At 48.0% G+C, this 12561-nt stretch carries 14 protein-coding genes; 4 read left to right on the forward strand and 10 right to left on the reverse strand.

The window, feature by feature from the left end; genetic code table 11:
* Window positions 1-90: 90 nt before the first annotated feature.
* Both rhtA and fabB read right to left on the reverse strand, forming a co-directional pair.
* Entirely contained in the window at window positions 91-1005 is a 915-nt protein-coding gene (gene rhtA, locus YWE_RS0122160; RefSeq protein WP_029096426.1) for a threonine/homoserine exporter RhtA, read from the reverse strand.
* A 207-nt stretch (window positions 1006-1212) separates the two neighbouring features.
* Complete coding sequence (fabB, locus tag YWE_RS0122165) at window positions 1213-2430, reverse strand: beta-ketoacyl-ACP synthase I (RefSeq protein WP_029096427.1); 1218 nt, start codon at window positions 2428-2430, stop codon at window positions 1213-1215.
* 174 nt (window positions 2431-2604) lie between these two features.
* On the opposite strand from fabB, the gene mnmC reads away from it, so the two are divergent.
* Window positions 2605-4632 (forward strand): bifunctional tRNA (5-methylaminomethyl-2-thiouridine)(34)-methyltransferase MnmC2/FAD-dependent 5-carboxymethylaminomethyl-2-thiouridine(34) oxidoreductase MnmC1, encoded by a 2028-nt coding sequence (gene mnmC, locus YWE_RS0122170; protein WP_029096428.1) that lies wholly within the window; start codon window positions 2605-2607, stop codon window positions 4630-4632.
* Window positions 4633-4718: 86 nt separating this feature from the next.
* Here mnmC and YWE_RS0122175 read toward each other — a convergent pair whose 3' ends face one another.
* From YWE_RS0122175 to prmB, 6 genes are all read right to left on the reverse strand, one after another.
* The gene (locus tag YWE_RS0122175; protein ID WP_029096429.1) at window positions 4719-4991 is read right to left on the reverse strand and encodes a YfcL family protein; all 273 of its coding nucleotides are present in this window, start codon (window positions 4989-4991) and stop codon (window positions 4719-4721) included.
* Window positions 4992-5056: 65 nt separating this feature from the next.
* Entirely contained in the window at window positions 5057-5605 is a 549-nt protein-coding gene (locus YWE_RS0122180; protein WP_029096430.1) for an elongation factor P hydroxylase, read from the reverse strand.
* Window positions 5606-5635: 30 nt separating this feature from the next.
* A complete protein-coding gene (locus tag YWE_RS0122185) occupies window positions 5636-6436 on the reverse strand; it encodes a sulfite exporter TauE/SafE family protein (protein WP_029096431.1) in 801 nt (266 codons plus the stop codon).
* A 3-nt stretch (window positions 6437-6439) separates the two neighbouring features.
* Complete coding sequence (gene mepA, locus YWE_RS0122190) at window positions 6440-7270, reverse strand: penicillin-insensitive murein endopeptidase (protein ID WP_029096432.1); 831 nt, start codon at window positions 7268-7270, stop codon at window positions 6440-6442.
* A 15-nt stretch (window positions 7271-7285) separates the two neighbouring features.
* Window positions 7286-8371, reverse strand: coding sequence for a chorismate synthase (gene aroC / locus YWE_RS0122195; protein ID WP_029096433.1), 1086 nt, complete (start codon window positions 8369-8371; stop codon window positions 7286-7288).
* 91 nt (window positions 8372-8462) lie between these two features.
* Window positions 8463-9395, reverse strand: coding sequence for a 50S ribosomal protein L3 N(5)-glutamine methyltransferase (gene prmB / locus YWE_RS0122200; RefSeq protein WP_029096434.1), 933 nt, complete (start codon window positions 9393-9395; stop codon window positions 8463-8465).
* A 643-nt stretch (window positions 9396-10038) separates the two neighbouring features.
* Between prmB and smrB the strand changes: the two genes are divergently transcribed.
* The 3 genes from smrB to YWE_RS0122215 all read left to right on the forward strand — a co-directional run bounded on the left by smrB (window position 10039) and on the right by YWE_RS0122215 (window position 11235).
* Complete coding sequence (gene smrB / locus YWE_RS0122205) at window positions 10039-10569, forward strand: endonuclease SmrB (RefSeq protein ID WP_029096435.1); 531 nt, start codon at window positions 10039-10041, stop codon at window positions 10567-10569.
* A gap of 116 nt (window positions 10570-10685) precedes the next feature.
* Complete coding sequence (locus tag YWE_RS0122210; RefSeq protein WP_029096436.1) at window positions 10686-10901, forward strand: hypothetical protein; 216 nt, start codon at window positions 10686-10688, stop codon at window positions 10899-10901.
* A gap of 7 nt (window positions 10902-10908) precedes the next feature.
* Window positions 10909-11235, forward strand: coding sequence for a low molecular weight protein tyrosine phosphatase family protein (locus YWE_RS0122215; RefSeq protein ID WP_029096437.1), 327 nt, complete (start codon window positions 10909-10911; stop codon window positions 11233-11235).
* 56 nt (window positions 11236-11291) lie between these two features.
* Here YWE_RS0122215 and sixA read toward each other — a convergent pair whose 3' ends face one another.
* Both sixA and YWE_RS0122225 read right to left on the reverse strand, forming a co-directional pair.
* Window positions 11292-11771, reverse strand: a complete 480-nt coding sequence (gene sixA / locus YWE_RS0122220; protein ID WP_029096438.1) for a phosphohistidine phosphatase SixA — start codon at window positions 11769-11771, stop codon at window positions 11292-11294.
* A gap of 276 nt (window positions 11772-12047) precedes the next feature.
* Window positions 12048-12341 carry a YfcZ/YiiS family protein gene (locus YWE_RS0122225; protein ID WP_029096439.1) on the reverse strand — a complete coding sequence of 98 codons (294 nt, stop codon included), beginning with the start codon at window positions 12339-12341 and terminating at the stop codon, window positions 12048-12050.
* Window positions 12342-12561: the final 220 nt, after the last annotated feature.

A 12561-nucleotide genomic window follows, 5' to 3' on the forward strand; every position in this document is an offset into this window, starting at 1 on the left:
TGACGTTATCACCACGCTGTTTCTGCCCTAAAAGCTCTGTGATTAAAACGCCGCCGCAATATGTAAAAGGTGCAGAAGGTGCAAAAGCACTTAAGCGGCGTTGCCCTCACCGGCTGCGACTGACTCTAACTTCCCCTTCGGCTTAATCGTCATTGATGCCCCCATAGAGGCAATAATCACTGCTGCCAGTCCGGCCCACTGCATAAAGGATAATGTTTCATTGAGAAATATCAGCCCGGATAGTGCCCCCATAGCAGGTTCCAGGCTGGTCAGTGTGCCAAACGTTTTGGCCGGTAAGCGGGTTAACGCAACCATTTCCAGTGAATAAGGCAGTGCCGTCGATAAAATTGCCACCCCAATAGCCACCGGCAGAATAGCCAAAGAGAACATGCTGGCCCCGGCGTATGCCACGCCTATCGGGAAAGCAACCGCGGTTGCTACCAACGCCCCCAATGCTACCGAACGGGTGCCATAGTTAGCACCGGCCTTCTGGCCAAAAATAATATACAGCGCCCAGAAAACCCCGGCACCTAAGGCATAACAAGCGCCAACCGGATCAACGCCATCGACTGACTGATTGAGCGGTAATAAAAGCGCCAGTCCGATAATCACCAGACCGATCCACAGGAAATCGACGATCCGACGTGATGAAAACATCGCCACGGCTAATGGCCCGATAAATTCAAGGGCAACGGCAATTCCCAGCGGCACCGTTCTTAGTGACATATAAAACAGCAGGTTCATGCCACCGAGAGACAGGCCATAGGCCAGCAACCACCACCTTGCTCCCGCTGCGGGAACCCGTGTTTTATGCTTACGCCATGGTCGCAAAAAAATCATCAGAATAATCGTACCCAGCCCTAAGCGCAGGGCCGTCATCCCCTGAGCACCAATCAATGGAAACAGGCTTTTTGCCAGCGAAGCACCGCTTTGAATCGACAACATAGCGATTAAAAGCAGCACGATTGGCAGCACAATAGATGATTTATTCTCTTTTAACGACATAGATTTTTATACCTTCGCTGGCCACACTTAAGGTTAAATAAGCCAGAGAGTTATTATTCCTGTAAGACAAAATATAATGAAGATGCCGTTATGATACCCGAATACATCGGCATATTTTACCCCCTACAGAGAATAAAAAATGCCGCTGAATGATTATCAGCGGCATTTTCTTAATCGGTTATCGCGGGCAATCAGCACCCGATAAGCTTACTTCTGGTATTTACGCATCACTAAGGTTGCGTTTGTGCCACCAAAACCAAAGCTGTTTGACATAACGGTGGTTAATTCACGTTTAGTCGGCTCAGTCACGATATTCATACCCGCCGCTTTTTCATCTAAATTATCGATGTTGATGCTAGGGGCGATAAAGCCATGCTCAACCATCAATAATGAATAAATCGCTTCGTGTACGCCGGCGGCACCCAATGCATGACCGGTCATCGCTTTAGTCGAAGAAATTGCCGGTGTGTTATCGCCGAAGACTTCGCGAATAGCACCCAGTTCTTTGACATCACCTACCGGAGTAGATGTACCGTGTACGTTCAGGTAGTCAATCGGAGTATCAACACCGTCCATTGCCATCTGCATACAGCGTACTGCGCCTTCACCTGACGGAGCAACCATATCTGCACCATCGGAAGTTGCGCCGTAGCCAACGATTTCAGCATAGATATGTGCGCCACGCGCTAATGCATGTTCCAGCTCTTCCACAACAACGATACCGCCACCGCCGGAGATAACAAAACCATCACGGGCAGAGTCATAAGTACGGGACGCTTTTTCTGGCGTGTCGTTATATTGAGTTGAAAGTGCACCCATGGCATCAAATTCACAAGACAGTTCCCAGCATAGCTCTTCGCCACCGCCGGCAAAAACAACATCTTGTTTACCCAGTTGAATCAGTTCAACCGCATGGCCGATACAGTGTGCGGAAGTAGCACAGGCCGAACTAATTGAATAGTTCACGCCTTTAATTTTAAACGGAGTCGCCAGGCAGGCTGATACGCCAGATGCCATAGCTTTAGTGACCATATATGGACCTACTGCACGTACACCACGTGGTGAACGCATGGCGTCAGCACCTACAACTTGGCTACGCGGAGAACCGCCGCCAGAACCGACGACCAGCCCGCTACGAATATTAGATACCTGTTCGTCAGTTAAGCCGGAATCTGCAATCGCTTCTTGCATAGAAAGGTAAGCATAGATTGATGCATCGCTCATGAAACGAACAATTTTGCGATCGATCAATCCATCTGTATCCAGTTTGATATTTCCCCAGACATGGCTACGCATGCCTGCTTCTTGCAGTTCCGAGGAATGGGTAATGCCGGAACGCCCGATCTGTAAAGATTCTAAGACTTCCTGCTTATTGTTACCGATACTCGAAATAACACCTAGACCGGTGATGACTGCACGTTTCATTTAATACCTCTTTCTACATTTTATTGCTTGGCGGGATTTCGCTTACAGATTAGCTTACACTTGTAAGCTGAACAAGTCCGATCAGCAAAATATATTGCAACAAGAGATGTTAATTGCCACATCAGGCTTCCACCTTTAATATTACGTCAGCACCTGAACAGTCGGTCTTTTATCGTGAATGACACACACATTGAAAATGCCTTACTCGACTGGAACGAACAGGGTACACCTGTTTCCCGAGAGTTTGATGATGTTTACTTCTCTAACCAAAATGGGCTGGAAGAAACCCGTTATGTGTTCCTGAATGGTAATCAAATACCCGCCAGATTTGTTTGTCACCAACGGGATAACTTTACAATCGCCGAGACCGGATTTGGCACCGGCTTAAACTTTTTGACGCTATGGCATGCCTTTCGCCAGTTCAGACAGCAGTATCCTCAGGCTAAGTTACAACGGCTGCACTTTATCAGCTTTGAAAAATTCCCGTTAAAGCGTGAAGACCTGAGCAACGTGCATCACTCGTGGCCAGAATTTCAACAACTCAGTGCCCAGTTGCAGCAACAGTGGCCGTTAGCCCTACCCGGTTGCCAACGCCTCCTGCTGGATAATGAAACGGTGACGTTGGATTTATGGTTCGGTGATGTCAATCTGTTATTACCCGCCCTTGATTCAACCATCAATCGTAAAGTTGATGCCTGGTTTCTGGACGGATTTGCACCGTCAAAAAATCCGGATATGTGGACCCCGTTATTGTTCCGACATATGGCAAAGCTGGCCGCTGTAAACGGCACTTTTGCAACCTTTACCGCCGCCGGTTTTGTGCGTCGCGGGTTACAGGAGGCTGGTTTTGAAGTATCAAAAATAAAAGGATTTGGTCATAAGCGAAATATGTTAACCGGCATATTACCTGCAGAGAGTGCCGAACCGGAGCCCTCTGCCTCGCCGTGGTTTGCAAGGCCAGCCGCCAAAGACCTTTCTGATATTGCGATTATTGGCGGCGGTATTTCATCAGCCATGCTTGCCCTTTCTTTGCTGCGCCGGGGCGCCAAAGTAACGCTTTACTGTGCGGACTCATTACCGGCCCAGTCCGCATCGGGCAACGCTCAGGGCGTGCTCTATCCCTTGTTAAGTGCGGAAGAGCCGCTGCTAAGCCAGTTTTTCATGCAAGCATTTACCTTTGCCCGCAGAACCTATGACAGCTTATTAGACCATCACATCACCTTTGATCATCAATGGTGCGGCGTCAGTCAGTTGGGTTATAACGCTAAAAACAGTCATAAAAACGCCGAAATAGTGACATTAGTGAACAACCCTAAAATTGTTCACCATCAGTCACAGCAACGGCTGGAACAGGCCTGTGGCTTACCTACCGGGTGCGAAGGAATTCACTACCCGATGGGCGGTTGGTTGTCGCCAAGCCAGTTAACCGAGAAGGTGATTAAGCAGGCTCAATCACAAGGCTTAGTGATTCATTATCAACACCAGCTCACTCAGTTGACACCAACGACATCCGGCTGGCAGCTCGATTTTGAGCAGGGTCATTCAGCTTTTCACCCGACGGTGGTGCTGGCTAACGGGCATAATGCTATTGATTTTTTACAGACCGAAAAACTGCCGTTATCACCGGTACGAGGGCAAGTCACACAGGTTCCCGCCTCATCCTTATCTACCCGGTTAAAACAGGTTATTTGCTATGACGGCTACATCACCCCTGCGGATAGTCAGCAACAGTTTCACTGTCTGGGTGCCAGCTATTGTCGGGAAGAGAGAGATACTGAATATAAACAGGCCGAGCAGCAAGATAACCTGAATCGGTTGATAAATTGCCTGCCGAACACCCCTTGGCCCAAAGAGCTCGATATCAGCGGCAAACTTGCCAGAGTCAGCGTACGCAGTAGCATCAGAGATCACTTTCCGATGATTGGGGCAGTACCTGATTACCCTCATCTACTAGAGGTTTATCACGGGTTAGACGCTAAAATCAGAAATCAGCAGCCGTTAGGCAATGCCCCGATTTGGCCTGAACTCTATATTATAGCAGGCTTAGGGTCTCGCGGCCTGTGCACCGCACCACTGCTGGCTGAAACGCTGGCCGGTCAGATATTCGATGAGCCTCTGCCGCTATCGGCGGATATTCTGGCGGCATTAAGTCCGAACAGGATTTGGATCAGAAGATTACTACGCGGAAGGCCGGTGAATTAATGGCGTGGCTTGGTTATCGTCAGCCAGTATTTTACCGAATGACGATAACCAATGGACAGAAACTGAAGCGAATAATTCAAAAAAGGCTACTGAACCTGCTGATGTAACTTATTCCATAGCCCGAAGACTAAAACCTGATCCGGAGGAGAGAGCTCACCGGCTTTTATCGCCTTATCAAGGCTGGCTTCAATCAGTTGAGCATAAGATGCCAAATCTTGACTGCCCTGCTCTTCAGCCTGAGCAGCCGCTAAAGTGATATGACCGCGTAAATACCCACCGGCAAACAGTTCATCATCATTGGCGTGTTCAACATTATTATCAATTAACGCCAAAATGCGGCTTTCATATTCTGCGATCATTCACAATCCTCAATCAGGTCGGCTTTAAAGGGGTATTAACGGTCAATAACAGTATCGGTAAACAGTTATTCCGGATACTCCGAATAAGGGAAATCTTCAATGCTCAATGGCTTTGTCTTATAAAAATCCTGTAGTGCCTGAATAAACCGGGCCGGGCGTTCAGGTAAGCCGTTAGTTAAATAATCAGCCACCTGCGCATGAACCTTACGCTGGAAAGCAACGCGATCTAACTCTAAATCACCGTTCAGATTATCGCAGCTCACATTAAATGGAAAACCTGAAGCCACGCTGAACAGCCAGTCAAATGCCTGAGGTTTAATTTCAACCACTTCAAATTCAGCCTGCTTTTCTGCGCTACGTCCGTCAGGGCAATACCAATAGCCGAAATCAACTAACTTACGGCGTTCAGCACCGGCAATACACCAATGAGAAATCTCATGGAACGCGCTGGCATAGTAACCATGGGCAAAAATAATACGGTTATACGGGGTCGTTTCATCGGCGGGTAAATAAATGGGCTCATCACCGTCGTTAACAAGTTTAGTCTGATACTCAGCACCAAAAGTGTGCTCAAACAGATCGATAAGGTCCTGTGGATTATGTTGTCTGGTCAATTAAATTAACTCTGATTTTATAAACATGGATTAAAAGAAGCCTGAAAACCACTGGTGAATTTGGTCACCGTGATTATCATAAATTAATTTGCTGCTCATGACGAATGACACCGTAATCAGCATAGGTCGAATCAGTTTCTGTCCGCGGGTTAATACCATCTTAGCCCCCGTTCTGGCACCGATAACCTGCCCGCATAACATCACCAGCCCGATACTCCAGATAACTTTACCGCCAAGAATAAAAAATAGCAGGGAAGCAAAGTTAGAAGTGAAGTTAAGCACTTTGGCATGCGCCGTTGATTTGGTCAGGTTAAAGCCACACAGCGTCACGTAAGCTAACGCAAAGAATGAGCCGGCACCGGGCCCAAAGAATCCGTCATAAAAGCCAATGCCCATTCCGGCTATTAGCGCAAAAGGCCATGCGGATAAACGCTTTTGCCTTTCTACTTCACCAATTTTAGGGCTGAACAAAAAGTACAAGCCAATGGCAATCACCAGTACCGGCAGTACCGAACGTAGTAACTCCGCCTCTAAGCGCTGAATAAGAATGGCGCCAATCATCGCACCAATAAAAGTACAGAGAATAGTCCAGCGCTGATCTTTTAAATCAACGGCTTTCTGGCGGATAAAATACAGGCTGGCGGAAAACGATCCGCCCACCGATTGGAGCTTGTTGGTTGCTAAAGCCTGAGCAGGAGGCAGGCCCACGGCTAACAGCGCCGGCAGGCCAATTAACCCGCCGCCGCCGGCAATGGAATCGATAAAACCGGCCAGCATTGCGACAAAAAACAAGATGACATAGATCTCAACGCCGATCGGAAACCATTCCATGAATTATTTAGCCTTAAAATGATTGGCTAATAAAGCCTTACAAGACGCCGGCGGTTCAGGTATCACAGGATCTTTTGGCTTAGCATTAGGTAACTTTTTCGGTGCTTCCAGCCAACTGGCCAGTTCGGCACCACAGCCGTCACCGGCCGGGATAGCAGCCTGTTCTTCACACTCCAGGCTGGATGCCGGGCAACGTAGACGCACGTGCATATGAGCACGGTGTCCGAACCAAGGACGAACCTTACGTAGCCAAGTGCGGTCAGTGCCTGCGGTATCACAAAGCTTTTGTTTAATCGCCGGGTGAACAAAGATCCGGGTCACTTCACTGTCCTGAGCGGCCAGCTTAATCAATTGCCCTACCTGCGGCTGCCAGATACTTTCTACTACCGCCTTCCCGTTACCGGCGACCAAATCGATAGCTCTTGGGTTCTTCAACTGGGTTGCACTCCAGCGTGAACTGGGTAGCTGTAACCAGATATCAACATCAAGACCGCTCTGATGGCTGGCATGGCCGGTAGCAAATCGCCCGCCGGCAGGCATGCCCATATCACCAATCATCACCGTGCCTAAGCCGTTAGAACTGGTTTGGGTCGTCAAGCGTTTGATAAAAGCCAGCAGATCCGGGTGACCAAAATAGCGAAGCTGCTGAGAACGCATCACCTGATAACCATCGCGCTCAAGCGGCAATGCCTGAGCACCAATGATACAGCCGTTAGAAAACCCGCCAATCGACTGGGCGGTACCGGCAACCGGTTCTTTAACCTGCTGCCACGGCGTTGCCGCTGTTGCTGACGCAGACATCATAAAAGCGGCAGCAAGAAGCCAATGTTTCATTTAAAAATATCCTTATTACCAGCGTGGAACGTCTGATTTTACGTCATAGCACTGGGCACGATGACGTAATAAATGGTCCATCAAAACAATCGCCATCATTGCTTCAGCAATGGGAACCGCACGAATACCAACGCAAGGGTCATGGCGCCCTTTGGTAATCATATCGACCTCTTCGCCTTGCTTCGTAATGGTACGGCCGGGAATCGTGATGCTCGACGTCGGCTTAAGCGCAATATTGGCAATAATAGGCTGCCCGCTGCTGATCCCCCCCAGAATGCCGCCGGCATGATTACTCTGGAAGCCGTCTTGGCGGATCTCATCACGATTTTCGCTACCGCGCTTATTGACCACGCCAAAACCATCGCCAATCTCAACGCCTTTTACCGCATTGATACTCATCAGAGCGTGGGCTAAATCTGCATCAAGGCGGTCAAAAACTGGCTCACCTAATCCGACAGGAACAGCATCAGCCACTACAGTGACTTTAGCTCCCACTGAATCACCGGCTTTTCTCAATTCACGCATTAATTCATCGAGCTGTTCCAAACGATCAACATCCGGGCAGAAGAAAGGGTTTTGTTCAACTTGCTCCCAGTCTTTAAGCTCGCAGCTAATATCGCCCATTTGGGACATATAACCACGAATCTGAATGCCAAACTGCAGATGTAGATATTTTTTAGCAATCGCCCCTGCCGCGACGCGCATCGCCGTTTCACGGGCTGAAGAGCGACCACCGCCGCGATAATCGCGCAGGCCGTATTTTTGCTCATAGGTATAGTCAGCATGACCCGGGCGAAACAGATCTTTGATTTCACCGTAGTCCTGAGAACGCTGGTCAGTATTTTCAATCAATAAACCAATGCTGGTACCGGTTGTCACCCCGTCAAAAACGCCCGATAAAATACGTACGCTGTCGGGCTCCCGGCGCTGGGTAGTATAGCGAGAGGTTCCCGGGCGGCGGCGATCTAAATCATGCTGTAGATCCGCTTCACTCAGAGGAATACCCGGAGGAACGCCGTCAACGATACATCCAAGAGCAACCCCGTGAGATTCACCAAAGGTGGTTACACGAAATAATTGTCCAATACTGTTCCCTGCCATCACAGCTCCTTAGCCGTTATTCATACAGAAATGAGCATTCAAAGAGCCCGGTAAAAGTGCCTGTTGCAACAAACTGGCTGCCACAGAAAGATTAATCACGATAAATTCTGAAATGCTCGCTGCAATCTAATAACTGCTGCCGCGTTAGCATAAATACCCCGTTGCCGCCGAATTCAAACTCAATCCAGGTAAACGGAATATCAGGATATTCATCCATCAGATGCACCATGCTGTTACCCACTTCGCAAATCAGCACGCCGTCTTCGTTGAGGTAATCAGGCGCACAGGCCAGAATTCTGCGGGCCAGTTTAAGACCATCGCTACCTGCGGCTAGGCCAAGCTCAGGCTCGAAGCGGAACTCTTTTGGCAAATCGGACATATCTTCAGCGTCCACATAAGGTGGATTAGTGACGATTAAGTCATATTTAACCGGTGGCATATCACGGAATAAATCAGAGCGAATCGGCGTAACCTGGTGCTCAAGACGATGGGCTTCAATGTTTTGCTCAGCAACGGCTAATGCATCAATAGAAATATCGACGGCATCAACTTCGGCTTCTGGAAAAGCGTAAGCACAGGCGATGGCAATACAGCCGCTGCCGGTACACATATCCAAAATAGCCTGAGGTTCCTGAGGCAATAATGCATCAAAACGGTTGTTGATCAGTTCACCAATCGGTGAGCGGGGAACAAGCACGCGCTCATCAACAAAAAATTCGTGACCGGCAAACCAGGCCTTGTTGGTCAGATAGGCAACCGGGAGGCGTTCATTAACCCGGCGGATAACCCGCTCAACGATGCGATGACGTTCACTCACGGTCAAACGAGCGAGATACATTTCCGGCGGAATATCCAGCGGAAGAAATAAGGTGGGGAGCACTAACTGAACGGCTTCATCCCATGGATTATCGGTTCCATGACCGTAATAAATATTTTCCGCATTAAAACGGCTAACGGACCAGCGCAGCATATCCTGAATGGTATGCATATCATTCACAACTTCATCAACAGAAATCTTGTCCAACTAACCCTCCGGGGGGGAATGCACCTTGGAAATAGCGATATAGTTTGCCATGAAGCGAGCGACAAATCAGCCTCAATCACCGGTTATTCTTATGTTATATTCACACAATCAATTGAAATGGCTCTGCCCGCTAACAGAACGTAGCTTATGCATCTACGTCAAGTAAGTGATTCGGGTGAACGCGCGCAGCCAACGCATCTACAGCTTGAAGTATGACAAATATATAACCCCAAGTTGTGGGAAGGCGGCGGCAAGTGAGTGAGTCCCGATGAGCTTACTCAAGTAAGTGATTCGGGTGAACGCGTGCAGCCAACGCATCTACAGCTTGAAGTATGACAAATATATAACCCAAAATAATTCAAGTTGTGGGAAGGCGGCAAGTAAGTGAGTCCCCATTAGCTTACTCAAGTAAGTGATTCGGGTGAACGCGCGCAGCCAACGTATCTACAGCTTGAAGTATGACAAATATATAACCCAAAATAATTCAAGTTGTAGAAAGGCGGCAAGTAAGTGAGTCCCGATGAGCTTACTCAAGTAAGTGATTCGGGTGAACGCATGCAGCCAACGCATCTACAGCTTGAAGTATGACGGGTTAACGTTACACTAACGCTATCTTTTACATTAATCACTTAGTTTTTATCCCGTGGCCAAAAAGAAATTTGCGTTAACTGACGATGATTTTACCCTGTTCAGAGAGTCTGTACGGGGAGCTAAACCTATTTTACAAGACAAGATTGTTCATCGTTCTAAGCCTAAAAAGTTCAACCAATCTCCTGAACGTTTGCTACAAGAACAAATTGACGCCAGCTTTTATTTTTCTGATGAGTTTCAGCCACTGCTTAGTCATGATGGTCCGGTTCGTTATATCCGTTCCGGCGTAGATCCCTATGAGCTAAAAAAATTAAGGCGTGGTGATTATTCACCGGAGCTGTTTCTCGACCTGCATGGTTTGACTCAGTTAGAAGCAAAACAGGAACTGGGCGCACTGATTGCAGCCTGTCGGCGTGAGCATATTCATTGTGCCTGCGTGATGCATGGACACGGCAAACATATATTAAAGAAACAAACGCCGCTGTGGCTGGCCCAACATCCTGATATTATCGCCTTCCATCAGGCGCCTAAAGAATTTGGCGGTGATGCGTCTATTCTGGCGCTAATCGAGCTGGACGAGTAGTTCCAACCTGCTATTTAATTTTGTATAATCCCGCCCGACAACGGCACGTTTTGCCTATTGTCCCTCTCTGTATTATCGCGGCTGCTGAACCACGATTTCACATTTGAGGCATAAAAATGAACGACTCCCGTAGCAGAGCCTGGCGGCTCGCACAAAATAAACGTAATAAAAACAGAGGCAACGGCTCAGGAAAGCGTGAGTTTCCCAGAGAGAAAAACTGGAAAATGCTCTATATCCGTTCTGAGAAGCTGGCCCGCGCGGCTCAATTAGGTATTGATTACCCGCGAGTCACTAATGCGCAGATAGCCCTGAAGGCCATGGATGAAATTTAATTAGCCGATGAACATTCTTTTTGTTTGCAGTCGTAACCAGTGGCGTAGCCCCACGGCAGAGCAGGTTTGGCGTAACTATCCCGGTTTATCGGTTAAATCGGCGGGAACCAGTCGTAACGCTAAAAAGCCAATCTCGATTGACCTGCTCCAATGGGCCGACGTGATATTTACCATGGAACAAAAACATAAGAATCGTATCGTGGCCGAATTTCATCGCGTGGTTGAACACAAAACGATTCATGTATTAGATATTCCTGATGACTATCAGTATATGGACCCTGAATTAGTGGAACATATCAAAGACAGCGTGAGCCACCGGCTCGGTCTGGAATAGCCAACAAAAAAGCGGACAATAAAATTATTGCCCGCTTTTTTTATCATTTCTTAATCTCAGCTAACTGAACCCGCGGTTTGCTGCCACTCAAGTTTCCCGCGCCCTTCACCCGTATCAATCGAAACACAGGCAACGGCCGATGTACTAAACATCGGAGGGTAAACGCCCGGGCAGAGATCGGCAACCAGATAGCCCACTAACGGTAAATGCGAAACAATCAGAACGGAATCAACCCCGTCCTCAGCCAGCGCTATCAAATATTCAATAGTCTGTTCCGGATCGCCGCCGGGGGTCAGTTCAGATAAAACATCAATATCAGAGGTGGCAGGCAGTGGAAACTCAGCTTTAAACACGTCCAGCGTTTGCTGAGCCCGAATATAAGGACTCACCAAAACCCGATCGATACGCGAAACTTTAGTCCTTAACCAAACCGCCATCTGAGCCGTTTGTTCTCGGCCCCTATTGGTTAAATTACGCGCAGCATCGCTCTCAGCATGAAAACTGGCCTCGCCATGTCGCATAATCAGTACTTGCATTATCTGCGCCCTCTTATCATGTTAAAAATGCCGGAGAATCAACGGAATGTTTGCCAGTTAAGCATTCCTAATACCCTGTAACTATCCTCAATAGCCATCTTCCCCTCGTGAATGGCCCACAGGGTGAGCGCAGCGAATCATCCAGATTTTAGTTAACAAGCTAACTCTCGGCCTAAAGGCTGGATCCCCGCTTTCGCGGGGATGACGAGGATGATAATTAGGGTATTTGAAATAACTAACGCAGCCTCTGGATGCTAACTAGGGTATTCGAAATAATTAACGCAGACCCAACTGGAAAATCATCGTTTCGGCCTGGCAGCAGAAGGTGAAATCGATAGTTAACTCAACGCCACCGTCCACGTCTTTAAAAGTACTGTCAATCTGACAAGGCTCAGACTCTGTCGCACGGGCTTTTTCAGTCAACGTCTTCAGCATTAATTCAGCTTCACCACGGTTAGCAAAAACGTGCTGATAAGAGGCGGTACAGTCGGTGTTATCCATCACGGTACCAACGTCTACGCAACAGCAAGCCGCCGTTTCTTGTGCATTACATTTTAACGAATCAGACATATCTCTCTTCTCCTGTGGAATAAAACGAGCCAATGGTCGCTCTATTGAAAGCGCTTTATGAGATCTAGCTCAAAAATAATTAATCTGCCTTATACTACTCTTCCTGCCCGATTTTCGCATGGACTTTGTGTTTCATTGCCGCACATATGACTTAGACCCTAATAAACCAATGGCTATAAATCTATCTAATCAGATGAATTATAAATATTTTTAATTGATC

The organism is Budvicia aquatica DSM 5075 = ATCC 35567 (assembly GCF_000427805.1).
Lineage (GTDB): Bacteria > Pseudomonadota > Gammaproteobacteria > Enterobacterales > Enterobacteriaceae > Budvicia > Budvicia aquatica.